28 protein-coding genes are annotated in these 25,486 nt (G+C 65.9%); 18 read left to right on the top strand and 10 right to left on the bottom strand.

Annotation, left to right across the window (positions count from 1 at the left end; all coding sequences use genetic code 11):
- Window position 1 precedes the first annotated feature (1 nt).
- From sucD to lpdA, 6 genes are all read left to right on the top strand, one after another.
- Window positions 2-904 (top strand): succinate--CoA ligase subunit alpha, encoded by a 903-nt coding sequence (sucD, locus tag E6C48_RS12600; RefSeq protein ID WP_136357686.1) that lies wholly within the window; start codon window positions 2-4, stop codon window positions 902-904.
- A 115-nt stretch (window positions 905-1,019) separates the two neighbouring features.
- Window positions 1,020-4,019, top strand: a complete 3,000-nt coding sequence (locus tag E6C48_RS12605) for a 2-oxoglutarate dehydrogenase E1 component (protein ID WP_136357688.1) — start codon at window positions 1,020-1,022, stop codon at window positions 4,017-4,019.
- Window positions 4,020-4,059: 40 nt separating this feature from the next.
- Complete coding sequence (gene odhB / locus E6C48_RS12610; RefSeq protein WP_136357690.1) at window positions 4,060-5,352, top strand: 2-oxoglutarate dehydrogenase complex dihydrolipoyllysine-residue succinyltransferase; 1,293 nt, start codon at window positions 4,060-4,062, stop codon at window positions 5,350-5,352.
- Window positions 5,353-5,388: 36 nt separating this feature from the next.
- Complete coding sequence (locus E6C48_RS12615; protein WP_136357692.1) at window positions 5,389-5,790, top strand: MAPEG family protein; 402 nt, start codon at window positions 5,389-5,391, stop codon at window positions 5,788-5,790.
- Between the two features lie 35 nt (window positions 5,791-5,825).
- Window positions 5,826-6,299 (top strand): hypothetical protein, encoded by a 474-nt coding sequence (locus tag E6C48_RS12620; protein WP_136357694.1) that lies wholly within the window; start codon window positions 5,826-5,828, stop codon window positions 6,297-6,299.
- An 81-nt stretch (window positions 6,300-6,380) separates the two neighbouring features.
- The gene (lpdA, locus tag E6C48_RS12625) at window positions 6,381-7,784 is read left to right on the top strand and encodes a dihydrolipoyl dehydrogenase (protein WP_136357696.1); all 1,404 of its coding nucleotides are present in this window, start codon (window positions 6,381-6,383) and stop codon (window positions 7,782-7,784) included.
- 72 nt (window positions 7,785-7,856) lie between these two features.
- Here lpdA and E6C48_RS12630 read toward each other — a convergent pair whose 3' ends face one another.
- The 3 genes from E6C48_RS12630 to E6C48_RS12635 form a co-directional block, all read right to left on the bottom strand.
- The gene (locus E6C48_RS12630) at window positions 7,857-8,285 is read right to left on the bottom strand and encodes a hypothetical protein (protein WP_136357698.1); all 429 of its coding nucleotides are present in this window, start codon (window positions 8,283-8,285) and stop codon (window positions 7,857-7,859) included.
- A gap of 108 nt (window positions 8,286-8,393) precedes the next feature.
- Window positions 8,394-8,519, bottom strand: a complete 126-nt coding sequence (locus E6C48_RS23035) for a hypothetical protein (protein ID WP_269142536.1) — start codon at window positions 8,517-8,519, stop codon at window positions 8,394-8,396.
- A 76-nt stretch (window positions 8,520-8,595) separates the two neighbouring features.
- On the bottom strand, window positions 8,596-9,534 hold the full coding sequence (locus tag E6C48_RS12635) for a tyrosine recombinase XerC (protein WP_136357700.1): 939 nt from the start codon (window positions 9,532-9,534) through the stop codon (window positions 8,596-8,598).
- A gap of 67 nt (window positions 9,535-9,601) precedes the next feature.
- Here E6C48_RS12635 and rimM point away from each other — a divergent pair, with 67 nt between their 5' ends.
- The 4 genes from rimM to trmD are packed head-to-tail and all read left to right on the top strand — an operon-like array spanning window position 9,602 to window position 11,588.
- On the top strand, window positions 9,602-10,222 hold the full coding sequence (gene rimM / locus E6C48_RS12640; protein ID WP_136357702.1) for a ribosome maturation factor RimM: 621 nt from the start codon (window positions 9,602-9,604) through the stop codon (window positions 10,220-10,222).
- 38 nt (window positions 10,223-10,260) lie between these two features.
- Window positions 10,261-10,458, top strand: coding sequence for a type II toxin-antitoxin system HicA family toxin (locus tag E6C48_RS12645; RefSeq protein WP_136357704.1), 198 nt, complete (start codon window positions 10,261-10,263; stop codon window positions 10,456-10,458).
- 1 nt (window position 10,459) lies between these two features.
- Window positions 10,460-10,876 carry a type II toxin-antitoxin system HicB family antitoxin gene (locus E6C48_RS12650; protein WP_136357706.1) on the top strand — a complete coding sequence of 139 codons (417 nt, stop codon included), beginning with the start codon at window positions 10,460-10,462 and terminating at the stop codon, window positions 10,874-10,876.
- A gap of 10 nt (window positions 10,877-10,886) precedes the next feature.
- Window positions 10,887-11,588, top strand: coding sequence for a tRNA (guanosine(37)-N1)-methyltransferase TrmD (trmD, locus tag E6C48_RS12655; RefSeq protein WP_136357765.1), 702 nt, complete (start codon window positions 10,887-10,889; stop codon window positions 11,586-11,588).
- On the opposite strand, the gene E6C48_RS12660 is transcribed toward trmD, so the two are convergent.
- Window positions 11,581-12,363: a sulfite exporter TauE/SafE family protein gene (locus E6C48_RS12660; RefSeq protein WP_136357708.1), complete on the bottom strand. Its 783-nt coding sequence runs from the start codon at window positions 12,361-12,363 to the stop codon at window positions 11,581-11,583. The two genes, trmD and E6C48_RS12660, sit on opposite strands and share 8 nt — an antisense overlap.
- Window positions 12,364-12,671: 308 nt before the next feature.
- On the opposite strand from E6C48_RS12660, the gene rplS reads away from it, so the two are divergent.
- The 5 genes from rplS to E6C48_RS12685 all read left to right on the top strand — a co-directional run bounded on the left by rplS (window position 12,672) and on the right by E6C48_RS12685 (window position 16,385).
- Window positions 12,672-13,196, top strand: coding sequence for a 50S ribosomal protein L19 (gene rplS / locus E6C48_RS12665; RefSeq protein ID WP_136357710.1), 525 nt, complete (start codon window positions 12,672-12,674; stop codon window positions 13,194-13,196).
- A 211-nt stretch (window positions 13,197-13,407) separates the two neighbouring features.
- Window positions 13,408-14,208 carry a transporter substrate-binding domain-containing protein gene (locus tag E6C48_RS12670; protein WP_136357712.1) on the top strand — a complete coding sequence of 267 codons (801 nt, stop codon included), beginning with the start codon at window positions 13,408-13,410 and terminating at the stop codon, window positions 14,206-14,208.
- A 59-nt stretch (window positions 14,209-14,267) separates the two neighbouring features.
- Window positions 14,268-15,089 (top strand): amino acid ABC transporter permease, encoded by an 822-nt coding sequence (locus tag E6C48_RS12675; RefSeq protein ID WP_136357714.1) that lies wholly within the window; start codon window positions 14,268-14,270, stop codon window positions 15,087-15,089.
- Between the two features lie 19 nt (window positions 15,090-15,108).
- Window positions 15,109-15,744 (top strand): class I SAM-dependent DNA methyltransferase, encoded by a 636-nt coding sequence (locus tag E6C48_RS12680; protein WP_136357716.1) that lies wholly within the window; start codon window positions 15,109-15,111, stop codon window positions 15,742-15,744.
- Between the two features lie 53 nt (window positions 15,745-15,797).
- Window positions 15,798-16,385 carry an MgtC/SapB family protein gene (locus tag E6C48_RS12685; RefSeq protein WP_136357718.1) on the top strand — a complete coding sequence of 196 codons (588 nt, stop codon included), beginning with the start codon at window positions 15,798-15,800 and terminating at the stop codon, window positions 16,383-16,385.
- 49 nt (window positions 16,386-16,434) lie between these two features.
- On the opposite strand, the gene E6C48_RS12690 is transcribed toward E6C48_RS12685, so the two are convergent.
- Entirely contained in the window at window positions 16,435-17,148 is a 714-nt protein-coding gene (locus E6C48_RS12690; RefSeq protein WP_136357720.1) for a hypothetical protein, read from the bottom strand.
- A gap of 93 nt (window positions 17,149-17,241) precedes the next feature.
- Between E6C48_RS12690 and E6C48_RS12695 the strand changes: the two genes are divergently transcribed.
- The 3 genes from E6C48_RS12695 to E6C48_RS12710 all read left to right on the top strand — a co-directional run bounded on the left by E6C48_RS12695 (window position 17,242) and on the right by E6C48_RS12710 (window position 20,325).
- Entirely contained in the window at window positions 17,242-17,799 is a 558-nt protein-coding gene (locus tag E6C48_RS12695) for a MarR family winged helix-turn-helix transcriptional regulator (RefSeq protein ID WP_136357722.1), read from the top strand.
- A gap of 231 nt (window positions 17,800-18,030) precedes the next feature.
- Window positions 18,031-19,440, top strand: a complete 1,410-nt coding sequence (gene leuC, locus E6C48_RS12705; RefSeq protein ID WP_136357725.1) for a 3-isopropylmalate dehydratase large subunit — start codon at window positions 18,031-18,033, stop codon at window positions 19,438-19,440.
- A 192-nt stretch (window positions 19,441-19,632) separates the two neighbouring features.
- Window positions 19,633-20,325 (top strand): DUF1013 domain-containing protein, encoded by a 693-nt coding sequence (locus E6C48_RS12710; protein WP_136357727.1) that lies wholly within the window; start codon window positions 19,633-19,635, stop codon window positions 20,323-20,325.
- 18 nt (window positions 20,326-20,343) lie between these two features.
- Here the strand turns inward: E6C48_RS12710 and E6C48_RS12715 are convergent, their stop codons facing one another.
- The 5 genes from E6C48_RS12715 to E6C48_RS12730 all read right to left on the bottom strand — a co-directional run bounded on the left by E6C48_RS12715 (window position 20,344) and on the right by E6C48_RS12730 (window position 25,443).
- Complete coding sequence (locus E6C48_RS12715; RefSeq protein WP_136357729.1) at window positions 20,344-21,060, bottom strand: helix-turn-helix transcriptional regulator; 717 nt, start codon at window positions 21,058-21,060, stop codon at window positions 20,344-20,346.
- Window positions 21,061-21,236: 176 nt separating this feature from the next.
- Entirely contained in the window at window positions 21,237-21,827 is a 591-nt protein-coding gene (locus E6C48_RS12720; RefSeq protein ID WP_136357731.1) for a DJ-1/PfpI family protein, read from the bottom strand.
- Between the two features lie 67 nt (window positions 21,828-21,894).
- The gene (locus E6C48_RS22555; protein WP_168734518.1) at window positions 21,895-22,065 is read right to left on the bottom strand and encodes a hypothetical protein; all 171 of its coding nucleotides are present in this window, start codon (window positions 22,063-22,065) and stop codon (window positions 21,895-21,897) included.
- A 100-nt stretch (window positions 22,066-22,165) separates the two neighbouring features.
- Window positions 22,166-23,425: an Hsp70 family protein gene (locus tag E6C48_RS12725; protein WP_136357733.1), complete on the bottom strand. Its 1,260-nt coding sequence runs from the start codon at window positions 23,423-23,425 to the stop codon at window positions 22,166-22,168.
- Window positions 23,426-23,535: 110 nt separating this feature from the next.
- Window positions 23,536-25,443 carry a propionyl-CoA synthetase gene (locus E6C48_RS12730; RefSeq protein ID WP_136357735.1) on the bottom strand — a complete coding sequence of 636 codons (1,908 nt, stop codon included), beginning with the start codon at window positions 25,441-25,443 and terminating at the stop codon, window positions 23,536-23,538.
- Between the last annotated feature and the right edge of the window lie 43 nt (window positions 25,444-25,486).

The following is a 25,486-nucleotide window of genomic DNA, read 5'->3' on the forward strand; positions in this document are numbered from 1 at the left end:
CATGTCCATTCTCATCGACAAGAACACCAAGATCTTGGTCCAGGGCCTGACCGGCAAGACCGGTACCTTCCACACCGAGCAGGCGCTGGCCTATCACGGAACCAAGATGGTCGGCGGCATCCACCCCAAGAAGGGCGGCGAGACCTGGGAAGGCTCGAAGGGCGAAAAGCTGCCGATCTTCGCCAGCGTGGCCGAAGGCAAGGAAAAGACCGGCGCCACGGCGTCCGTCGTCTACGTGCCGCCGGCGGGCGCTGCGGCGGCCATCATCGAGGCGATCGAGGCGGAGATACCGCTGATCGTGTGCATCACCGAGGGTATCCCGGTGCTCGACATGGTCAAGGTCAAGGCGAAGCTCGACAAGTCGAAGTCGCGCCTCATCGGGCCGAACTGCCCCGGCATCGTCACGCCCGACCAGTGCAAGATCGGCATCATGCCCGGCAACATCTTCAAGAAGGGCTCCGTCGGCGTTGTTTCGCGCTCGGGAACGCTTACCTATGAGGCTGTGTTCCAGACCACCAATGCCGGCCTCGGCCAGACCACCGCCGTCGGCATCGGCGGCGATCCGGTGAAAGGCACCGAATTCATCGACATGCTCGAAATGTTCCTGGCCGACGACGAGACCAAGTCGATCATCATGATCGGCGAGATCGGCGGCTCTGCCGAGGAAGACGCGGCACAGTTCCTCAAGGACGAGGCCAAGCGTGGCCGCAGGAAGCCGATGGCCGGCTTCATTGCCGGGCGCACGGCGCCTCCCGGCCGCACGATGGGCCATGCCGGCGCGGTGATTTCCGGCGGCAAGGGCGGCGCCGAAGACAAGATCGCGGCGATGGAATCGGCCGGCATCAAGGTCTCGCCCTCGCCGGCGCGGCTCGGCACGACGCTAGTGGAAGCGATTAAAGGTTAAGGGAGTATGGGAATAGGGCTGTAGGGGAACAGGGATCGCCAACATACTGCCCTACTCCCTTATTCACCTATTCCCTTCCTACCAAGGAGATGGAGCGGAAACTCCGAGGCGTACAATGGCACGACAAGATCAAACCAACGACCAGTTCTCCCTCACTTCCTTCCTCTATGGCGGCAATGCCGACTATATCGAGGCGCTGCATGCCGCCTATGAGGACGATCCCGCTTCGGTCGATCCAGAATGGCAGGATTTCTTCGCCGCGCTGAAGGACAATGCCGACGACGTTCGCAAGAACGCACGCGGCGCCTCGTGGTCGCGGCCGAGCTGGCCGCTGGCCGCCAACGGCGAACTGGTTTCGGCGCTCGACGGCAACTGGGGCCTCGTCGAGAAGGTCATCGAGAAGAAGGTCCGCGAAAAGGCCGCCAACGGCGCCGCTGCGACCGGCAAGGCGATCTCGGAAGCCGATGTCCACCAGCAGACGCGCGATTCGGTGCGCGCCATCATGATGATCCGCGCCTTCCGCATGCGCGGCCACCTGCACGCCAATCTCGACCCGCTCGGCATCGCCGGGCAGCTCGAGGACTACAACGAGCTGTCGCCCGAGAACTACGGCTTCACCGAAGCCGACTACGACCGGCCGATCTTCCTCGACAACGTGCTCGGGCTGGAATTCGGTACCGTCCGGCAGATGCTGGAAATCCTCACCCGCACCTATTGCTCGACGCTGGGCGTCGAGTTCATGCACATTTCCGATCCTGAGGAAAAGGCCTGGATCCAGTCGCGCATCGAGGGCGCCGACAAGGAGATCTCCTTCACCGCCGAGGGCAAGAAGGCGATCCTGTCGAAGCTCATCGAGGCCGAGGGCTTCGAGCAGTTCATCGACGTCAAGTACAAGGGCACCAAGCGCTTCGGCCTCGACGGCGGCGAATCGCTGATCCCGGCGCTGGAACAGATCGTCAAGCGCGGCGGCCAGCTCGGCATGAGCGACATCGTGCTCGGCATGGCCCATCGCGGCCGCCTCAACGTGCTCTCCCAGGTGATGGCCAAGCCGCACCGCGCCATCTTCCACGAGTTCAAGGGCGGCTCCTACGCGCCCGACGACGTGGAGGGTTCGGGCGACGTCAAGTACCACCTCGGCGCCTCGTCGGATCGCGAGTTCGACGGCAACAAGGTGCACCTGTCGCTGACGGCCAACCCTTCGCACCTGGAAATCGTCGACCCGGTGGTGATGGGCAAGGCGCGCGCCAAGCAGGACCAGCTGTTCGGCCGCGGCCGCGAGGAGATCGTGCCGCTGGAGGACCGCGCCAAGGTGCTGCCGCTGCTTCTGCATGGCGACGCCGCCTTCGCCGGCCAGGGTGTGATCGCCGAGATCCTCGGCCTGTCGGGCCTGCGCGGCCATCGCGTCGCCGGCACGCTGCACTTCATCATCAACAACCAGATCGGCTTCACCACCAATCCGCGCTTCTCGCGGTCTTCGCCCTATCCGTCGGACGTCGCCAAGATGATCGAGGCGCCGATCTTCCACGTCAACGGCGACGATCCCGAAGCGGTCGTGCACGCCGCCAAGGTGGCGATCGAGTTCCGCATGAAGTTCCACAAGCCGGTCGTGGTGGACATGTTCTGCTACCGCCGCTTCGGCCACAACGAGGGCGACGAGCCGGCCTTCACGCAGCCGATCATGTATCGCTCGATCCGCGGCCACAAGACGACGGTGCAGCTCTATGCCGACAAGCTGATCGCCGAGGGTCTCATCAGCCAGGACGAGGTCGACAAGATGAAGGCCGACTGGCGCGCGCATCTCGAATCCGAGTTCGAGGTCGGCCAGCAGTACAAGCCGAACAAGGCCGACTGGCTCGACGGCGCCTGGTCGGGCCTGCGCACGGCCGACAGCCAGGACGAGCTGCGCCGCGGCAAGACCGCCGTGCCGTTGAAGGTGCTGAAGGAGGTCGGCAAGAAGCTTACCGACGTGCCGAAGGATTTCGAGGTTCACAAGACGATCCAGCGCTTCCTCGACAATCGCCGCCACGCCATCGAGACGGGCGAGGGTATCGACTGGGCGACCGCCGAATCGCTCGCCTTCGGCTCTATCCTGCTCGACGGCAACCCGATCCGGCTTTCCGGCCAGGACAGCGAGCGCGGCACCTTCTCGCAGCGCCACTCGGTGCTCTACGACCAGCGCGACGAGACCCGCTACATCCCGCTGAACAACCTTTCGGCGGCACAGGCCGGCTACGAGGTGATCAACTCGATGCTGTCGGAAGAAGCCGTGCTCGGTTTCGAATACGGCTATTCGCTGGCAGCACCCAAGGCGCTGACCTTGTGGGAAGCGCAGTTCGGCGACTTCGCCAACGGCGCCCAGGTGGTGTTCGACCAGTTCATCTCGTCGGGCGAACGCAAGTGGCTGCGCATGTCGGGCCTCGTCTGCCTGTTGCCGCATGGCTATGAAGGGCAAGGCCCGGAGCATTCCTCGGCGCGTCTGGAACGCTTCCTGCAGCTCTGCGCCGAGGACAACATGCAGGTCGCCTACTGCACGACGCCGGCCAACTACTTCCACATATTGCGCCGGCAGTTGAAGCGCGACTTCCGCAAGCCGCTCATCCTGATGACGCCGAAGTCGCTGCTGCGCCACAAGCGGGCGGTATCGACACTGTCGGAAATGGCGGGCGAATCGACCTTCCATCGCCTCTTGTGGGACGACGCGCAGTATCTCGGCGACCAGCCGATCAAGCTGGTGAAGGATTCCAAGATCCGCCGCGTCGTGCTGTGCTCGGGCAAGGTCTATTACGACCTCTACGAGGAGCGTGAGAAGCGCGGCATCGACGACATCTATCTCCTGCGCGTCGAGCAGCTCTATCCGTTCCCGGCCAAGGCGCTGATCACCGAACTGTCGCGCTTCCGCAATGCAGAGATGGTGTGGTGCCAGGAGGAGCCGAAGAACATGGGCGCCTGGTCGTTCATCGACCCGTACCTGGAATGGGTGCTCGCCCATATCGATGCCAAGCATCAGCGGGTGCGCTACACCGGCCGCCCGGCGGCGGCCTCGCCGGCGACCGGGCTGATGTCGAAGCACCTCGCCCAGCTCGCCGCCCTGCTCGAAGACGCGCTCGGCGGCTGAGCCGCCGGCGCAGACAGACCTCCAACAACGGAAACGATCCATGGCCACCGAAATCAAAGTTCCGACCCTCGGCGAATCCGTGACGGAGGCGACCGTCGGCAAGTGGTTCAAGAAGGCCGGCGACGCCGTTGCCGCCGACGAGCCGTTGGTCGAGCTGGAAACCGACAAGGTGACCATCGAAGTGCCGGCGCCGGCCGCCGGCACGCTGGACGAGATCGTTGTCAAGGAAGGCGAGACGGTCAATGTCGGCGCCCTGCTCGGTTCGATCTCGGCCGGCGGCGCTGCCGCCAAGCCTGCCGCCCAGCCGACGCCGAAGCAGGAGGCGGCCGTTGCACAGGCGTCTGCCCCGACCGCCGCCGCGAGCACGAAGGAAGCCGCCGCCCAGCAGGCCGGAACCGCAGGCGAGGGGCCGATCGAGCAGCGCAGCATGCCGCCGGCGCCGTCGGCCGCGAAGCTGCTCGCAGAGCAGAACCTTTCGGCCGACCAGGTGTCCGGTTCCGGCAAGCGCGGCCAGGTGCTGAAGGGCGACGTTCTCGACGCCATCGCCCGCGGCGCTCCCTCGCAGCCGGCCGAGCCGCCGCGCGAGCCCGCCGCTCCGGCTGCCGCGCGTGCGCCGTCGTCTCCTGACGATGCCCCGCGCGAAGAGCGCGTGCGCATGACCAAGCTGCGCCAGACCATCGCGCGCCGCCTGAAGGAGGCGCAGTCGACGGCCGCCATGCTCACCACCTTCAACGAGGTGGACATGAAGGCGGTGATGGACCTGCGCTCGAAATACAAGGACGTGTTCGAGAAGAAGCACGGCGTCAAGCTCGGCTTCATGGGCTTCTTCACCAAGGCGGTGACCCATGCGCTGAAGGAAATCCCGGCGGTCAACGCCGAGATCGACGGCACCGACATCATCTACAAGAACTTCGCCCATATCGGCGTGGCGGTCGGCACCGATAAGGGCCTCGTCGTGCCGGTTGTGCGCAACGCGGACGCCATGGGAATAGCCGATATCGAAAAGGAGATCGGCCGCCTCGGCATCGCCGCGCGTGACGGCAAGCTGTCGGTGGCGGACATGCAGGGCGGTACCTTCACCATCTCCAACGGCGGTGTCTACGGCTCGCTGATGTCGACGCCGATCCTCAATGCGCCGCAGTCGGGTATTCTCGGCATGCACAAGATCCAGGAGCGGCCGGTGGTGGTCGGCGGCCAGATCGTCGTCCGTCCGATGATGTACCTGGCGCTCAGCTACGACCACCGCATCGTCGACGGCAAGGAAGCCGTCACCTTCCTGGTGCGTGTCAAGGAAAGCCTGGAGGATCCGGAGCGGCTGGTTCTGGATCTGTAACGGCCGCACTCGGCCGGGTTTGCCAAGGAGGCCGTCATGGAAGCCGCAGCCGCATCGACCGAGATCATCGTGCTCGGATGGAGCGTCGTGCTCCTGCTCGTGCAGATCATTTTGCAGGCCGTCTCGACCTACGATCTCGGCCCTTATCTGCTCGGGCCGCGCGACGATAACCGCCAGTCCGGCAACGTCTGGGCCGGCCGGCTGAAGCGGGCGCTGGAAAACCTGCTGGAAACCTACCCGGCCTTCGTCGCGCTGGCGCTGGCGCTCGCCGTCACCGGCAAGACCGGCGGCATCGCCGCGACCGGCGCCTGGATCTGGCTGATCGCGCGTATCGTCTACGTACCGCTCTATGCCTTCGGCGTGCCGGCGGTGCGAACCCTTGCGTGGTGCGTATCGGTGGTCGGCCTCGTGATGATGCTGTTCCGGCTGATGGCCTGACCATGCCGGACTCCCTGGTCCGACGATCGGCCGGCATGCTCGTGGGTTGCGCGGCCATCCTTGCCGCGGCGTCCGCTTTCGCGGCCTGTCCGGTCGAACTTGCCGTCTATGGTGACCGCGACGACGCGGCCGGCATCGACTTCCGGCCGGCCACTGACCTCGCCGCCGTGACCAACACCTTCCGCATGAATCTCGACAAAGGCATCATGCTGGACGGTATGGTCATGTGGAGCGAAGGGACGGAGCGGCCCTACGGCACGCTCACCTACAGATGCCCGGACGGTGACGTTACCGGCGCCGAACTGGAAGCCTGCACCGTCTGGCAGGGCGTCATCTATGCGGTGGACGATGCCGGCGCGATCGACCTGCTGCCGAAAACGGGCGATGCGCCGAAGGCGTTGATCTTTCCGGACCTCGGCCCGTCGCTCAGGCTTTCGACGGCCTATGGCCAGAGCGGCTTCACGAAAGTGCCGTGGGACGTTTTCGCGCTGAAGGGTTGCCAGGAATGAACCGTCCGGCGGTGGCATTGCCGGACTGAAGATCGTATTGAGGGACCGGCCCGCGGGCCGCATCGGACAGGGATTTGCGAAATGGCATATGATGTTGTGGTGATCGGCTCCGGCCCCGGCGGCTATGTTTGCGCCATCAAGGCGGCGCAGTTGGGCTTGAAGGTGGCCGTGGTGGAGAAGCGCGAGACGTTCGGCGGCACCTGCCTCAACATCGGCTGCATTCCCTCCAAGGCGCTGCTGCACGCTTCCGAGATGTTCGCCGAGGCAGGCCATTCCTTCGACACGCTCGGTGTCGAGGTGCAGCCGAAGCTGAACCTGAAGAAGATGATGGCGCACAAGGACACGACGGTCTCGGCCAATGTCAACGGCGTCGCCTTCCTGTTCAAGAAGAACAAGATCGATGCCTTCCGCGGCACCGGCAAGGTGCTCGGCGCTGGCAAGGTTTCCGTCACCGGCGAGGACGGCAAGAGCCAGGAGATCGAAGCGAAGAACATCGTCATCGCCACCGGTTCCGAGGTCGCCGGCATCCCCGGCGTGGCAGTCGACATCGACGAAAAGGTGATCGTCTCCTCCACCGGCGCGCTGTCGCTGGCGAAGGTGCCGCAGACGTTGATCGTGGTCGGCGGCGGCGTCATCGGCCTGGAGCTTGGCTCGGTCTGGGCACGGCTCGGCGCCAAGGTGACGGTGGTCGAGTTCCTCGACTCGATCCTCGGCGGCATGGATGGCGAGGTCGCCAAGCAGTTCCAGCGCCTGCTTTCCAAGCAGGGCTTCGAGTTCAAGCTGGGATCGAAGGTGACGGCCGTCGCCAAGGGCAAGAAGGGCGCCTCCGTCACCTTCGAGCCGGTGAAGGGCGGCGCGGCCGAGACCATCGAGGCCGATGTCGTGCTGGTCGCCACCGGCCGGCGCGCCTATGCCGACGCCCTCGGCCTCAAGGAGGCGGGCGTCGAAGTGGACGAGCGCGGCCGCGTGAAGACGGACGGTCATCTCCAGACCAACGTGCCGGGCATCTGGGCTATCGGCGACGTCGTGGCCGGGCCGATGCTGGCGCACAAGGCCGAGGACGAAGGCGTGGCGGTGGCAGAGCGCATCGCCGGCCAGGCCGGCCACGTCAACTACGATGTGATCCCGAGCGTCGTCTACACCAGCCCGGAGGTCGCTTCGGTCGGCAAGACAGAAGAAGAGCTGAAGAAGGCCGGCGTCGACTACAAGGCCGGCAAGTTCCCCTTCACCGCCAACGGCCGCGCGCGCGCCATGCTGCATACGGACGGCTTCGTGAAGATCCTGGCAGACAAGAAGACCGACAAGGTGCTCGGCGTCCACATCCTGGGCTTCGGCGCAGGCGAAATGATCCACGAGGCGGCGGTGTTGATGGAGTTCGGCGGTTCGTCGGAAGACCTCGCCCGCACCTGCCACGCGCATCCGACCATGTCGGAAGCGGTGAAGGAAGCGGCGCTCGCCACCTTCTTCAAGCCGATCCACATCTGAGCCATCTCGCCCTGAATTAAAGAGCGCGGCCCGCCAATGGCGGGCCGTTTCGTTTGCGGGCTCTGTACCGGCTTACTGTGCCGGAGCCGGTGTCGTCGAATTGTTGGCGGGCGGTGTCGCCGGTGCCGGTTCGGTCGTGCCGCCGTTCGCCGGCGGATTGGCCGGAGCCGTCGAATTGTCGGCCGGCGGCGTTGCTGGAGCCGGTGCCGGTTCGGCCGGCTTCATGGTGCCGCCATCCGCGGGCGCGGGCTGGGCTGGCGCGGTCTCGCTCGCGGCCGGCGGTTCTCCAGGGGCCGGCGCTTCGGCACTGCGGCCGAACAGGAAGTAGGCGACGACGGCGAGGATGACGACCACCAGGACGATCAGCCAGGTGCCGCCGCTACCGCTCGGCTGGTTGACGACCCTGTTGTCGATGACCGGGTCGGTATCGCGCGGTGGGGTGGGGTTGAGCGGGTCGGTCAGGCGCGGATCGTTGGGATCCAGATTGCCGGGATTGGCCATGTCGTCCTCCGTGAAACCTGGTTCGGCAGCAACCAAACGCGCGAAAGGCGATTGGGTTTCACAAGACCGTGAAAGAGGAGCGGACGATGCGGGGGGGGGTCGGCTGTGCTAAATCCTGCCCAGGGCGACGAGGAGGCCGGCCAGAAACGCCAGGAATGCCAGCCCATTGAGCGCGACCAGCAGCTTGAGCGCTGGGAGCGAGGCGCGGTCGGCGAGGGCGACGAGTGGTTTCATGCCGTCCTGTCTAAGGACAAAAGACAGCGAAACAGTTAACGCCGCCCGGCAACTTGTCGATCAGGCATGGCGGCATTCAGGCGCGTGGATGCGCCGCCTCGTAGATATCGAGCAGGCGGGCGGTGTCGACGCCGGTGTAGATCTGCGTCGTCGACAGACTGGCGTGGCCGAGCAGTTCCTGGATGGTCCTGAGGTCGCCGCCACGGCCGAGCAGGTGCGTGGCGAAGGAATGGCGCAGCGCATGCGGGGTGGCGGTGTCCGGCAGGTTCAGTGCCGAACGCAGTCTGGCCATTTCGCGCTGGACGATGGCCGGGTTGAGCGGTCCGCCGCGCGCACCGCGAAACAGCGGACCTTCCATGTCGAGATGGTAAGGGCAAAGCCGGCGATACTCCGCCACCGCCGCGAAGGCGACGGGCAGCACCGGCACCAGCCGCGTCTTGCCGCCCTTGCCGGTGATGCGCAGCACGGTCTCGCGCGACGAGGCAAGATCGGCGCCGGTGAGGCCGAGCGCCTCGGAAATGCGCAGGCCGCAGCCGTAGAGCAGTGTCAGCACGGCGGCGTTGCGGGCGGCGATCCACGGTTCCTCCGCCAGTTGCTCATCGGCCGAAACGATGCGCCGAGCATCGCCCGCCGTCAGCGGCTTGGGCAGCGATTTCGGCTGTTTCGGCGCGCGCAGCGCCGCAGCCCCCGCCGCATTGGCAAGGCCGCGCCGTTCCAGGAAACGCAGGAAGGAGCGCACGCCGGCCAGCCCGCGCCCCAGCGTGCGCGGACCGGCGCCGGTGTTGCGGCGGGAAGCGAGGAAGCCGCGCAGATCCGCCGGCCTGAGGTCGGCAATGTCCTTGAGGCCGGGCGCACCGCCGCAATGGCCGGTCAGGAATTGCAGGAACTGGCGACTGTCGCGCTCATAGGCCTCGACGGTGAGCGCCGACAGGCGCCGCTCGCCGGCCAGTGCCTTCAGCCAGCTTTCGCGCGCGGCCTGAAGGTCGGGCCTGGCCGGGATGAGGAATTCCTGCATTGGCAGTTTGCATCCGATTGAATAAGGCAATGCTGAACGATCGAAGTTAGCGAGCGGTGAAGCTCCCATGCCCAAGCTGAAAAATCCTATCCAGATAGCCGTGGTCGGCGCCGCGCACGGCATCAAGGGCGAGGTGCGGGTGAAGACCTTCACCGGCGATCCGCTCGCGCTGGGCGAGTATGGGCCGCTTTACGCGAAGGACGGCCGCGCCTTCGAGATGCTGGATATCCGTCCCGCCGGCACGGTCGTCGTGGTGCGCTTCAAGGGCGTCACCGACCGCAGCGCCGCCGAAGCGCTCACCGGAACGGAACTGTTCGTCGACCGCTCGGCGCTGCCGGATGACGACGACGAAGACGATTTTTACCAGGCCGACCTGATCGGCCTCGACGTGCGGGACGACGCGGGTGCTGCCATCGGCAAGGTCGTCGCGGTGCAGAACTTCGGCGGCGGCGATATTCTCGACCTGACGCTGGGCCACGCCAAGGGCGTGCTGATTCCGTTCTCCAAAGCCGCTGTGCCGGAAGTCTCCGTCGCCGGCGGCTATATCCGCGTCGATCCGGTGGCAGCGGGGCTGGTGGAAGACGAGGACGGTGACGGCGAACCGGATATGGAAACGGCGCCCGACCGCACGGGCTTCGACGCCAAACGCCGGCCGCGCGGCCCGAAGGGCGCGGGAGGCAACCGGTGAGGTCTTGCAAAATTTTTCTGTGTGTATAGATACACATCATGCGTAGCCGTGACGTCATCAGGCGACTTGAGGCTGACGGATGGCGGGAGGTGGCGCGCAAGGCGCGCAAGGGAAGTCATGCGCAGTTCAAGCATCCGACCAAAGCGGGGCGAGTTACGGTTCCCGATCCGCGACGGAATATTCCCATCGGCACCTTGCGCAGCATCGAGAAGCAATCGGGTGTGAAGCTGGTCTGACATGGCAAATTACATCGGTCTCATCCACAAGGACGTCGACAGCGACTACGGTGTCTCCTTTCCTGATTTTCCGGGATGCGTTTCAGCGGGTCCGACGCTCGACGATGCCCGTACTGGCGCGGAGGAGGCACTGGCATTGCACATCGAGGGTATGATCGAGGACGGGGATTCTATCCCCGAGCCGTCCTCCCTTGAGGCCGTCATGGCCGCCCCCGACAACCGTGATGGCGTCGCCATACTGGTAAAGGTGCCCGATGCGGACCAGCGTTCCATCCGCGTCAACGTCACCTTTCCCGAGGATGTGTTGAGGCAGATCGATCTGTTCGCACAAGATACAGGCTACACGCGGTCCGGCTTCCTTGCTCGCGCTGCAAAGCACGAGATCGAGCGCGAGACGCGGCGCAAGACACGCGCCTGACAATGGACGACTGATGTTCCGCGCCACCGTCCTTACCCTTTACCCGGACATGTTTCCCGGCGCGCTCGGCCTGTCGCTGGCCGGTCGGGCGTTGGAGGCGGGTACCTGGGTGCTGGAGGCTGTGCAGATCCGCGACTTCGCCACCGACCGCCACCGCACCGTCGACGATACGCCGGCCGGCGGCGGCGCCGGCATGGTGATGCGCGCCGACGTCCTGGCGCGGGCCATCGACCATGCCTCGCCGGAGGGCGATCCGCGGCCGCGGCTGCTGATGAGCCCGCGCGGAAAACCGCTGACGCAGGAGCGGGTGCGCGAACTTGCCGCCGGGCCGGGCGCGGTCATCCTGTGCGGGCGCTTCGAGGGCGTCGACCAGCGCGTCATCGAAGCGCGCGGATTGGAGGAAGTCTCGATCGGTGACTTCATCCTGTCGGGCGGGGAGCCGGCGGCGTTGGTGCTGCTCGACGCGGTGGTGCGGCTGTTGCCGGGGGTCATGGGCAACGAGGCATCGGGCGACGAAGAAAGCTTCGAGAACGGCCTGCTCGAACATCCGCACTATACGCGACCGCAGGAATGGGAAAGCCGGTCGATCCCCGAGGTGCTGACCTCCGGAAACCACAAGAAGATCGCTGCGTGGCGGCGCGCCGAGGCGGAGAGATTGACCGCCGAGCGGCGGCCGGATCTGCTCGCCCAGCCGCCGAAACGGGCTACTTGACGAAGTAATAAACCGCCAGCAGCAGGCCCACTGCGATGACGATCCAGCGCATGACCGTCTGCGGCACGCGCTTGGCCACCCACACGCCGCTCCAGCCGCCGAGCGCCACGCCGGGGATCATGACGATGGCCTGAGGCCAGGCGACGACACCGCCCGAGACGAAGACGACGATGGCGACGGCGGCGATCACCACCGCCAGCATGTTCTTCAGGGCGTTGAGGCGGTGATAGTCGCCGGCCTGCGACAGGCCGAGCGAGGCCAGCATCATCACGCCCATTCCGGCGCCGAAGAAGCCGCCGTAGATGGCGGTGACGAACTGCATGGCCGTGCCGAAGAACGAGCCGACCGAGGCTTGCTGCCCAGGCTTCGGCTTCGGCTTGAGATAGGGACCGGCGGCGAACAAGGCGGTGGCGGCCAGCAGCAGCCACGGCACCAGCGTGCGGAACTGCGGATTGTCGAGCTGGAGCAGGATCCATGAACCCAGCAGCGCGCCGGCGATGGAGGCGAGCGATAGCGCGATCGCACCACGCCAGAAGGTCTTGAAATCCTCCCAGTAGGCGAGTGTCGAGGTGATGTAGCCGGGAAACTGCGTGATCGACGATGTCGCGTTGGCGACCACCGGCGGGACGCCGATCAGCGTCAGCGCGCCGAAGGACAGAAACGTGCCGCCGCCGGCCACCGCATTGATCATGCCGGTGAACACGCCGGCGACGAAAAGGAGAATGATGGTGAGAATATCCAAGGCGCGTCGATCCCCGATTTGAGGCCAAGGCATTAGGAAGGAGCGCCCGACCGCGCAAGCCACATTGCGGCCTACTTACCGGTCCAGTGACAGGCCTTGCAACCCGGCGGCTGCGGTCCGCGCCGCAAATCGCCGGGCGAAATTCGCTTTGGTGCGTGACAAGCGCGAAAATTCCCTGTATGTGCCCGCCCGAACCGGTGAAACTGCCGGGCCCGTCAACAAGGACGGTGCAATCGCCCCTGCCGAGATCGATCCGATCAAGGCATAGCCGAGCGGTCTTATGAACTGCAAGGCGAGCGCGGGCGCTCTGACTGTCGGAAGAACAAGAAGTGGATTTTGAGATGGATCTCATCCGTCAGCTCGAGGCCGAGCAGGCCGCCAAGATCGAAGCCAAGCGCAAGCTGCCCGAATTCCAGCCCGGCGATACCGTTCGCGTCAGCGTGCGCGTCACGGAAGGTTCGCGCACCCGCGTGCAGGCCTATGAGGGCGTCGTCATCGCCCGCGCCGGCGCCGGCCTCAACGAGAATTTCACCGTGCGCAAGATTTCCTACGGCGAGGGCGTGGAGCGCGTCTTCCCGGTCTTTTCGCCGATGGTCGAGGGCGTCGAGGTCGTGCGCCGCGGCAAGGTGCGCCGCGCCAAGCTCTATTACCTGCGCGACCGCCGCGGCAAGTCGGCACGCATCTCCGAGAACACCGGCGTGCGCGCCCGCAAGCTGAACGACGAGGAGCGCGAGGCGCTCGCCGCCGAGAAGGCTCGCATCGAGGCCGAGAAGGTCGCTGCTGCCCAGGCGCTGGCCGCCGAGAAGGCCGCGCAGGACGCCGCCGAGGCCAAGGCGGCGGAAGAAGCCGCGAAGGCCGCTGAATAAACAGCTTGCAGGTGTTGTTCGAAAAAGGCGGCTTTGGCCGCCTTTTTCTTTGCCGTATCATCGCGATGCGAGGCACGCGAATCCGTCTTGTCGCTTCGACGCGCATGGTTGTGGCTTGCAAGGCGGCGGCGGACGGCTAAAGTCGTTGCGACCTCGCGATCCCACATCGTTGTGGGCGCATCAGCTTCGGGGCCAATTCGGGGATTGTCACATGACCAGATCGAAACTGCTCCTGGCGGCGCTGTTTGCCTGCCTCGTCGCGCCGATGGCGGCTTTGGCCGCCGGCACGCTGCCCGATCTCCAGGGTCGCAAGGTGGTGGTGGTGACAGAGAACGCCTACCCGCCGCTGCAATTCGTCGACCCCAAGAGCGGCAAGCAGATCGGTTGGGAATACGACGCGATGAACGAGATCGCCAAGCGGCTCAATTTCGCCGTCGAGTATCAGAACACCTCATGGGACGCGATGATCCAGGCCGTGTCCGACAAGCAGTACGACATCGGCATGACCGGCATCACCATCAACGACGAGCGCAAGGCCAAGGTCGATTTCTCCGACCCGTACATGCGCAATGAGCAGTACATGCTGGTGCGCGGCGACGAGAGCCGCTTCACCGACGCCAAGAGTTTCGCCGAATTCAAGGACGGGCTGATCGGCGCTCAGCCCGGCACTTCGCCCTTCTACACCGCCGTCTATTCGGTCCTCGACGGCAACGAGCAGAACCCGCGCATCAAGCTGTTCGAGACGTTCGGCGCCACCGTGCAGGCGCTCAAGGTGGGCGACGTCGACGTGGTGCTCACCGACTCCACCGCCGGCAAGGGCTATGTCGCCGCCTCCGACGGCAAGCTGAAGCTGATCGGCGGCCCGCTCGGAACCGAGGATTTCGGCTTCATCTTCGCCAAGGGCTCCGACCTGGTGGCGCCGGTCAATGCGGCGATCGCGGCGATCAAGGCGGACGGCACCGTCGAGGCGCTGAACAAGAAATGGTTCCTCGACTACAAGATGGGCGAGTAGACGTTCATCTTGGCGTGCGACCCGTTCCATAGGCCCGACGGCGCGGCCATCCGCTGACGATGGGCCCCGTCTCGAAACCGGACTTTCCCTGGTGGCTTGCCGCCGCCGTCGCCATAGCCGCGGCGGCGGCGCTCGCGATTGCCGCCAGCGATCTCTACCGGCAGGTGTTCTCCACCGTCGTCGCAGGCATCGGCGTGACCGTCTTCGTCACGCTGGTCGCCTTCGCCATGGCCTCCCTGCTCGGCCTTGCCGTGGCGCTGATGGGCCTGTCGCAGTCGATATGGCTGAGGCAGACGGCGCGCTTCTATGTGGAGATGGTGCGCAGCGTGCCGATCCTGGTGCTTCTGTTCTGGATCGCCTTCGTCGGCGTGCCGTTGTTCGTGACGGCGTGGAACTTCATCACCGCGCCGTTGCAGGATGCCGGCCTAATGGACGCGTTGGTCGTGCGCGACGTCTCGCTTCTGTGGCGCGCCGTCATCGCGCTGACCATCGCCTATTCCTCCTTCATCGCCGAGATCTTCCGGGCGGGTATCCAGTCCGTCGCCCTCGGCCAGATCGAGGCGGCGAAGGCGCTCGGGCTCGGCCGCTACCGGCGCTTCCGCCACATCGTCTGGCCGCAGGCCTTCCGCACCATCCTGCCGCCATACGGCAACGATTTCATCGCGATGGTGAAGGATTCCTCGCTGGTCTCCATACTCGGCGTCGCCGACATCACGCAGATGGCGAAGGTCTATGCGGCCGGCTCATTCCGATTCTTCGAGACCTATTCCATCGTCGCCTATATCTATCTGTTCCTGACGGTCGGCTTGTCATTGGCGCTGAGAGGGCTGGAGAAGCGCCTGCGCAGCCCGGAGAGCCAATACGGGGACGCCGGCCGCTGACTGGTATGGGAGGAAGCCGATGACCGTCGAAAAGGCCAATGCGGCACTGGATGCCGTCTACTCCGCCCGCGATCCGCGCGAAGTCTCTGTCGCCTATGCCGGGTGGGCGGCGACTTACGACCGCGAAACGGCCGAACTCGGCTATCTGCTGCCGTTCCTGATTCCGGCGTGGGTGGCGCGCTATGTTCAGCCCGGTGGCGGGCCGCTGCTCGACGCCGGCTGCGGCACCGGGCTTTCCGGCCCGCAGCTCAAGGCGCTGGGCTACGACGACCTTGCGGGGCTCGATCTCTCCGAAGAGATGCTGGGAATAGCCGCCGGGCGCGACAGCTACGCCGAACTGAAACAAGCGACGCTGGGCGAGCGGCTGCCGTGGCCGGACGGGCATTTCCGCGCCTTCTTCTCCACCGGCGTGTTCACCATGGGCCATGCGCCGGCCGCCGGCCTGCGTGACCTCGTGCGCATCACGAAGAAAGGCGGCCACGCCATCTTCACGGTGCGCGACCAGGTTTTCGATAGCGGTGGCTTCCAGGCCGTGTTCGACGGGCTGGAAGCCGCTGGCAAATGGCGGCCGGTCGAGCAAAGCCCGTGGTTCCGCTGCTATGCGGTGGTCGAACCGGAAGCGCAGGTGAGGACCTTCGTGTTCGAGGTGTTGTAGCGGAACCGGACATTGCGCATGGCGTTATCGCCGACCCGCATTTGAGGTCCCGCATGGAATCGCTTGTCGAGGAATTCGGCCACCCGACCTACACCTCCTTCCCGGTGATCGCCGCGCGCCTGCTCCTGGCTGCCGTCTTCGGCGCGGCCATCGGCTTCGAGCGCGAATGGCAGAACCGCCCGGCCGGACTGCGCACGCATATCCTCGTATGCGTGGCGGCGGCCATCTTCGCCATCCTCACCATCGAGATCGTGCATATCCCGATGTTCGCCGAGGCCGCGACGAAGGAGGCCGTCAAGCTCGATCCGATCCGTCTGGTCGAGGCGGTGACCGCCGGCGTCGCTTTCCTCGCCGCCGGCGTGGTGATCTTCACGCGCGGGCAGGTCCATGGCCTGACCACCGGCGCCGGCATGTGGCTCGCCGGCGCCATCGGCGTGGCGAGCGGGTTGGGCCTGTGGCAGATCGCACTGCTGGCGACGTTGATCGCCCTTGTCGTGCTCAGCCTTCTGCATGTGCTGGAAAGCCGGCTCGACCTCAACGAAAGGCAGGATTTCAGCGTGTCGAGCGAGGGCGGCAAGAAGGCCGGGCGCGCGATCCGCGCCAAGCGGGACAAATCCGACGAGGTCGAGCCGCGTCGCTGACGGGGCGGTTCCGTCGCGCATCGGTGCGGCCGCCGCGTTATTCCACGGATCACTCCTTGACGATCTTGCCCGGCAGCGAAAGATCGCCGGAGGCGACGTCGTGCACTCCTGTCACGCACAGCAGCGGCGCCTTGCCTTCCGCGTTCACCTGCAATTCGGCCGTCACCGCATCGAAGGAGACGCCTTCGCCGCCTTTCACCGGCACCGTGATCTTCGCCACCTTGCCCTTCAGCAACGGCGACATGCCGGGGCTGTCGAGCGCCAACGGCAGCATCGGCGCGGTTGCCGGCAGCACGTCGACGCCCGGCGAGACGTCGCGCACCTTCAGGCCGGCGCCGCAGGCTTCGGCCTTTTCCAGAACGACCCAGTGCGAATGCCAGCCGGCGCCGTCGTTGGCCGGGTCGCCGTCGCCGTTCTCGTCGTGGAGCGGCGTGTCGTCGAAGTCCGGATGGGCGGTGATGGCGAGCGCCAGGATGCCGGATTTCTCGGCGAAGCCGACGACGGACGGGTCGAAGCCGGTCGGCCAGACATAGGCCGCGACCTTGGCACCCGGCAGCTTGCCTGTCACTTCCGGTTTCACCGACCCGGCCTCGCCGGCGACCTCCATCATGAAGGTGGCGAGCCGACCGTCGGTGGTGGCGGAAGCCGAAGTGATGTCGAAGGCAGCGGGCTTGGCTGGATCGACGGCGCTGGTGATGTCGTGCGCCGTGGCGGTTGCGGCCAGCGCAAAAAAGCCGGCGGCGGCGAGGGGAATGGTTCTCATGATTTCCTCCAATAGTATCGAGTCGATACATTGACGAATTAGCAAGATCGGCCGACCGTTGCAAGAGTGGTATAGTTACGATACTAAATTGCCATGACCGATTCCGACGGAACCATCGAGCTGGTCGAGCGGCTGGCGCGGCTGATCACCAACGAGGGTCATTCCCACGGGCTGAAGCCGGCGCAATGGGAAGCGGTGCGCTATCTGGCGCGTGCCAACCGCTTCTCGCGCACGCCGGGCGGGTTGACCGCCTATCTCGGCGTCACCAAGGGCACGGTCTCGCAGACGCTCATGGCGCTGGAGCGCGCAGGCCTGGTCGAAAAGACCGCCAATCCCGGTGACGGGCGCTCGGTCCGGCTCGATCTGTCGGCAAAGGGCCGTGCGCTGCTGGCGTTGGACGGTATGGCATCCATACGGCAGGCCTTGGCCGGACTTGCGCCGGAACGGCAGGCGGCGTTGCGCGAAGGGTTGGCGGCGCTGATGCAGGCGGCCCTTGCCGCGCGGGGTGGACGCGCCTTCGGCATATGCCGCGATTGCCGCCATTTCGCACGGGACGCACGCGGGCCCGGCGCGCATTTCTGCCGGCTGCTGGAACAGCCGCTGGAAGATGCCGAGGCCGGACAGATCTGCCAGGAGCAGCAGGCGGCTTGAGGAGGGCGTCTCGATTGCCGTTTCGGCAAAAGATTGCTATGGACGCTGCCATGGAAGAGCTTTTCGGCGACCCCGCCTACAAGAAGTTCGTGCTGCAGGACCGCAAGCGCCTGCCGGCACGCTTCTTCGCGCAGGTTTGCGGCGCCCTGACCTGCCTGCTCGGCTGATTTTCCGGCCTTCCGGCGGCGCTTGCCGGGCTCTCTCCATTCTCAAATCGACGGATTTACGCACATGAGCGCACCGCGCACCCTCTACGACAAGATTTTCGACGACCATCTGGTCGACCGCCAGGACGACGGCACCTGTCTCCTGTGGATCGACCGCCACCTCGTCCACGAGGTCACCAGCCCGCAGGCCTTCGAGGGCCTGCGCATGGCCGGCCGCAAGGTGCGGCACCCGGAAAAGACGCTGGCCGTGGTCGACCACAACGTGCCGACCACGCCTGACCGCGTCAACGGCATCAAGAATGAGGAAAGCCGCATCCAGGTCGAGGCGCTGGCGAAGAACGCCGCCGACTTCGGCGTGGAGTATTATTCCGAGAAGGACCGCCGCCAGGGCATCGTCCACATCATCGGGCCGGAGCAGGGTTTTACCTTGCCGGGCATGACGATCGTGTGCGGTGACTCGCATACGTCGACGCATGGCGCCTTCGGCGCGCTGGCGCACGGCATCGGCACCTCCGAGGTGGAGCATGTGCTGGCGACGCAGACGCTGATCCAGCGCAAGGCCAAGAACATGCTGGTGCGCGTCGACGGCCAACTGCCGGCCGGCGTCACCGCCAAGGATATCATCCTCGCCATCATCGGCGAGATCGGCACCGCCGGCGGCACCGGTTACGTCATCGAATATGCCGGCGAGGCGATCCGCTCGCTCTCCATGGAAGGGCGCATGACGATCTGCAACATGTCGATCGAAGGCGGCGCCCGCGCCGGCCTGATCGCGCCGGACGAGACGACCTTCGCCTACGTCAAGGACAAGCCGCGCGCACCGCAGGGCGAGGCGTGGGACGCTGCGCTGGAATACTGGAAGACGCTGAAGTCCGACGAGGGGGCGCATTTCGACAAGGTCGTGGTGCTCGATGCCGCCAAGCTGCCGCCCATCGTCACCTGGGGGTCCTCGCCCGAGGACGTCGCTTCCGTGCTCGGCGTGGTTCCCGATCCCGAAGAGATCGAGGACGAGAACAAGCGCAATTCCAAGAAGCGCGCGCTCGACTATATGGGCCTGACCGCCGGCACGAGGATCACCGACATCAAGCTCGACCGCGTCTTCATCGGTTCCTGCACCAACGGCCGCATCGAGGACCTCAGGGCAGTGGCGGCCGTCGCTCAGGGCAAGAAGGTCGCGCCGACGGTCAACGCCATGATCGTGCCGGGCTCCGGCTTGGTGAAGGCGCAGGCCGAGGCCGAGGGGCTGGACAAGATCTTCATCGAGGCCGGCTTCGACTGGCGCGAGCCGGGCTGTTCCATGTGCCTTGCCATGAATGACGACCGACTGGCCCCGCACGAACGCTGCGCCTCGACCTCGAACCGCAATTTCGAGGGCCGGCAGGGCTTCAAGGGTCGCACGCATCTCGTCTCGCCGGCTATGGCGGCGGCGGCGGCCATCGCCGGCCACTTCGTCGATATCCGGGACTGGAAATAGTCTCGCCAGCATTTGCCTGAACGGGCCGGCTTTCAGCCGGCCCGTTTCGTTTACATCCGCCTTCTTGACGGTTTTCGGGCAAAATCGTTGCGAAACGGGACAGGGGCGGTTATACACGCCGCGATTTCCCTTACTGGTGGCCTTGTACCACCGCCCGCGCCGGGACGCGGGCGAACGAGAAGGATTTATCTGATGGCCAACACCCTGCTCATGCCTAAGGCGACCGCCGTCTGGCTGGTCGACAACACCGCGCTCTCCTTCGACCAGATCGCGCAGTTCTGCTCGCTGCACCCGCTCGAGGTGAAGGCCATCGCCGATGGCGAATCGGCTCAAGGGATCAAGGGCATGGACCCGGTCATCACCGGCCAGCTCACTCGCGAGGAGATCGCGCGCGGCGAAAAGGACGGGGACTATCGCCTGAAACTTTCGGAGCCGAAGGTGCGCGTGCCCGAATCCAAGCGCAAGGGACCGCGCTACACGCCGCTGTCGAAGCGCCAGGACCGGCCGAACGCTATCCTGTGGCTGGTGCGCAACCATCCCGAGCTGAAGGACGCGCAGATCTCGCGCCTCGTCGGCACCACCAAGTCGACCATCGAGCAGATCCGCGAGCGCAAGCACTGGAACGCCGCCAATCTGGTGCCGATGGACCCGGTGACGCTCGGCCTGTGCTCGCAGATCGACCTCGACCTCGAAGTGCAGCGCGCCTCGCGCGGCCGTGAGGCGCCGCAGCCGACCGGCGACACGCTGCTGCCGGCAGCACTCACCGAGCGCCTCACGCCCGAGCAGCCGAAGCCGCGTGACGAGGACGAGGAGCTCGACGCCAACGCCGTCTTCGCCAAGCTGTCGGCGCTGAAGTCGAAGGACGAGGACACCGACGAGGAATAAGCCGCCGGGCGGCTTACCTTACGCGCCCCTGGCGGTCGGGCTCATGCCGTAGGCTTCGCTGCGCTCGACCGCGCGGTAGAAGTCGGCGAGCTGCTTGCCGCGCTCCGGCTTGAAGATGCGGCCGGCGATGACGACCGCGCCGATGCGGTCGATGCGGAAGGCGCGGAAATCGCCGCGCATCTCGCACCAGGCGACCAGCGTCCACACCTTGCCCCAGAACCACAGGCCGAGCGGCCTTATATCGCGTTCCGAGCCGCGGCCGGCTTCGTCGCGGTAGTCGATGGTCAGCACCTGCCGCTTTTCCACAGCGCGCTCGATCAGGTCGATATTGGCGCGGTCGGTATCGCTGACCACCCACATCGGTGTGTGGATCTCCGTGCGGGCGATGCGGTCCTTCTCGGCGTCCGGCAGCACGGCGCCGATCTTGACCAGCGCCTCGTCGGCCGCGCGTGCCATTGCCGCGCCGCCGAAGGCCCGCACCATGCGCGCGCCCGCCACAAGGGCGACAATCTCGTCACGCGTGAACATCAGTGGCGGAAGGTCGAACCCTTCCCTCATCATGTAGCCGACGCCCGCCTCGCCGTCGATCGGCACGCCGGTCGACTGCAGGTCCGCTATGTCGCGGTAGATGGTGCGTTCGGATACTTCCAGCCATGTCCCCAGTTTCTGCGCGGTGACCAGCCGGCCGCCGCGCAAATGCTGGACGATCTGGAAAAGCCTGTCGGCACGTCGCATCGTTCGTATCCCCGGTCCTTATGGTTCCAGCCATCGGCACCGGCATCGCCGGGCGGGCCTGATACCGCCGAAGCCGGCCGTGTTCAACCGAACCGCCCGACCCTTCATGACAAACGTCCTTCCGGCCCCCTGCCCAAGGCGCGCTGTTATGGCATGGCGCTCCTGACAACATCGTGTCAGGAGGCTTCGCCGTACTCCTTGCCGAACAGCGCGCGCATTTCGGCAAGTTGGGCCTGTTGTCCCGGCAGCAACGCGGCCAGGAATTCCAGTGCGAACGTGCCGGGCGCGGAGCCCGGCGCCGAGACGATGCGGCCGTCGGCAACCGCGTGCGGCACGTCGCGGTAGCGATCCCGCCCGGCATAGTCCGGCAGATGCTTGAGAATCCAGTCGCGTCCGTTGCTGGTGTGTTCGACGCCGTCGAACAGGCCGGCGCGCGCCAGCGCCAGCGTACCGCCGCAGATGCCGCCGACAAGCCCGCCACGTTGCGCGACGGCGTGCAGCAGCGGGGAAATGTCGGGCGCATCCGCGCTCGGCCATGTGTCGGAGCCGATGACCGCGACGGCGTCAAGTTCGGTATTCCCGGCGGGATCCAAGGAGCGCTCGCCGCTTAAGCGGAACCCGCCGATCGATGTCACCGGCTCGCCATCGGGCGTCAGCGCGACGGTCTTCAGGCCGAACCAGTCCGTGGCGGGACCCGACAGCAGGCCGAATTCCCAATCCGCGAAAGCGGGGATGAAAACGAAGCCGATCTTCTTCGGTTCTGACAAGCTGTCCTCCTGTTCGCTCGCCGGGGACTTTATCTGGGTTGCGGCGAGTGGTTTGCCAAGGTTTGATCTAGCGGAAATTGCGGCGGAAGCGATCGTCGTCGCGATCGGGCCAGCCGATGTCTTTCTGGACGCTGAGCGGCAGGTTGCCGAGCAGGCGGCGCGTGCGGCTCTCGTTGCGCAGCGTGCGGACCTTGCCCAGATAGGTCCTCATACCGGAAAACAGCGTGCTCTCTTTCATGACAACCTCCTGTCGATTCGATGGAGGCAGTATCGCACAAGGCTCCTGACAGCAGTCTGTCAGGACGGCACCGGGGCGAATGGAATTCTTCTGTGCGGCGTCAGCCGAAGCGCCGCGCCGCGTCGATGGCCAAGCCAAGGCCGACCGAGCCGAATCGGTCGGAACGGGACATGCGCGCCCGCTGGAAACGCGACGTGGCGGCCTTTTCCACGGCGGGCACCTGGACGCCGCCACCGGTCAGGATCACGGTTTCGATCGCGTCGGCCTTCGTGCCGGCCTGGATCAGGGCATCGTCGATGGAAGCGCCGATCCGATCGACGAGATCATGGCTCGCCGCTTCGAATTCGGCCCTGGCCACCGGCACTTCGAGCGCCAGGCCGGGTTCGCGCAGGGCGATGATCCCGGTGTCCGCGTCGGTGAGCGCGATCTTGGTCTTCTCCACTTCCGCGGCCAGGCGATGGCCGGAGCGGTGCCTGAGCAGGTGGGCGTAGCGCTCCAGTTTTTCCGGCTCGGCCGCCTCCCTGATCAGCATGCGGATGTCGTCGGCATTCCTGCGCGTATAGAGCGTATTGATGCGATGCCACGTAGCCATGTCGTTGAAGTACCAGACCGGCAGCCTGCGCTTGCCGTCGGCGGTGGAGGAGCCGAGGCCGAAATGCGGCATCGCCTTGGCGATGTTGAGCTGCCGGTCGAAATCGGTGCCGCCGATGTGGACGCCGGTGGTGGAGAGGATGTCGTCGCGGCGGTCGGCACGCTTCGCGCGTTCGGGTGACAGCCTGAGCACGGAGAAGTCCGAAGTGCCGCCGCCGATATCCACCACCAGTGCGAGCTGTTCCGCCTCTATCGCATTTTCGTGGCTCAGGGCCGCGGCGACGGGCTCGAACTGGAATTCGATGTGGCGAAAGCCTTCCATGCGTGCCGCCGCTTCGAGCTGCGCCTCGGCCTGCCGGTCGGCCTCGTCGTCCTCGTCGACGAAGCGCACGGGCCGGCCCAGCACGACCTTTTCGGGTGCCGCGCCTCTTTCGGCCTCCAGCCGGCCGCGCAGATGGCGCAGGAAGCGGCCGATGATCGCCTCGAAGCGCAGGCGCTCGCGCCCGACCTGCGTCGTATCCTTCATCAGGCTGGTGCCGAGGATGGACTTCAGCGCGCGCATGAAGCGCCCTTCGGCGCCATCCATATATTCGAAGACGGCGGCGCGGCCGAAATAGGTCCTGCCGTCCTCGAGGCTGTAGAACAGCGCCGAGGGGATGGTCAGGTTCTCTCCCTCGAGCGGCACGAGAATAGGCGCGCCGCCCGGTTCGCACAGGCCGACGGTGGAGTTGGTGGTGCCGAAATCGACACCACAGAAGGCTTCTGCCATGGTCGGAAGCTCACAATGGACGGCGCATGGCCCTGCCGGTGCTGGGATGCGCTTTCTTGGGAAGCGGACGCTCTAGCCGACCATTGCCGGAAAGGGAAGACCGTTGCGGGTCAGACCCCGATGCCCCTGGCATGCAGGGCGACGCCGATCTCATCGAGGATCGCCGGATCGTCGATGGTCGCCGGCATCTTCCATTCCTCCTTGTCGGCGATCTTCTGCATCGTGCCGCGCAGCACCTTGCCGGAACGGGTCTTGGGCAGGCGCTTGATCGTCACCACCGTCTTGAAGGCGGCGACCGGGCCGATGCGCTCGCGCACCAGCGCGATCGCTTCCTTCTCGACCGCGGCGGTGTCGCGCGAAACGCCGGAGTTGAGCACGACGAAGCCGAGCGGCACCTGTCCCTTCAGCTCGTCGGCGACGCCGACCACGGCGCATTCCGCGACATCGGGGTGCTCGGCCAGCACCTCCTCCATGGCACCGGTGGAGAGGCGATGGCCGGCGACGTTGATGATGTCGTCGGTGCGGGCCATGACGAACAGGTAGCCGTCCTCGTCGAGGATGCCGGCGTCGGCGGTCTTGTAGTAGCCGGGGAACTCGTCGAGATAGGCTTGGCGGAAACGCTTGTCGGCGTGCCACAGCGTCGGCAGGCAGGCTGGCGGCAGCGGCAGCTTCAGCACCACGTTGCCGAGCGTGCCGGTCGGCACCTCATGGCCGGCGTCGTTGAGGATGCGGATGTCGTAACCCGGCATCGGTACGCCGGGTGAGCCGTGTTTGACCGGCAGCAGACCTAACCCCACCGGATTATGGGTGATCGGCGCACCGGTTTCGGTCTGCCACCAGTGGTCGATGACCGGCACCTTCAGGTGCCGCTCCGCCCATTTGATCGTTTCCGGGTCTGCGCGCTCGCCGGCGAGAAACAGGGTGCGGAATTTCGACAGATCGTATTTCGGCAGGAAGGACGCCTGCGGGTCCTGGCCTTTGATGGCGCGGAAGGCGGTCGGCGCGGTGAACAGGGCGGCGACGCCGTGCTCGGCGATGACCCGCCAGAAGGCGCCCGCATCCGGCGTGCCGATGGGCTTGCCCTCGTACATGACGGTGGTGCAGCCGGCCAGAAGCGGCGCATAGACGATGTAGGAGTGGCCGACCACCCAGCCGACGTCGGAGGCCGCCCAGAACACTTCGCCCGGCTTCATGCCGAACTCGTTCTCCATCGACCAGTGGAGCATGACCATGTGGCCGCCATTGTCGCGCACGACGCCTTTCGGCTGGCCGGTGGTGCCGGAGGTGTAGAGGACGTAGAGCGGATCGGTCGCCTCGACATGCACGCAGTCCACCCATGCGCCGGCCGCCTTCTCGCGGGCCATTGCGTCGCCGAGGTCGACGTCGCGGCCAGGCATGAGGTCGCAGGTGAGCTGCTCGCGCTGCAGGACGAGGCAATGCTTCGGCTTGTGGCGGGCAAGCTCGATGGCGCCGTCGAGCAGCGGCTTGTAGGGCACGGTGCGGCCGGGCTCCAGCCCGCAGGAGGCTGAAACGATGACGCTGGGCTGGGCGTCGTCGATGCGGGTTGCCAGTTCGCGCGCGGCAAAACCGCCGAAGACCACGGAATGGATGGCGCCGAGCCGCGCGCAGGCGAGCATGCCGATGGCCGCCTCTGCCACCATCGGCATGTAGATGATGACGCGGTCGCCCTTGCGCACGCCGTGGTGCCACAGCACCTGCGCCAGCGCCACCACCTCGCGCTGAAGCTCCAGGAAGGTGTAGGTGCGCACCTTGCCGGTCATGGCGCTGTCGTGGATCAGCGCGAGCTGGTCCGCGCGGCCGCCCGCGACGTGGCGGTCGACGGCGTTGAAGCAGGTGTTGCAGACGCCGCCGGCGAACCAGCGGCCATAGATGCCGTCGGCCGCGTCGAACACCGTATCGAACGGCTGGTACCAGTCGATCCCCTTCGCCGCCTCGCGCCAGAAACCCTCCGGGTCGCGCTTCCAACTGTCGTAAACCTCATGATAGCGCGACGGCATCTCTTTCCTCCCAAATGCTGCTTTCGTCCCAGCTTAGCGCCAC

Origin of the sequence: Ollibium composti (assembly GCF_004801285.1) — a bacterium.
Taxonomy (GTDB): domain Bacteria; phylum Pseudomonadota; class Alphaproteobacteria; order Rhizobiales; family Rhizobiaceae; genus Mesorhizobium; species Mesorhizobium composti.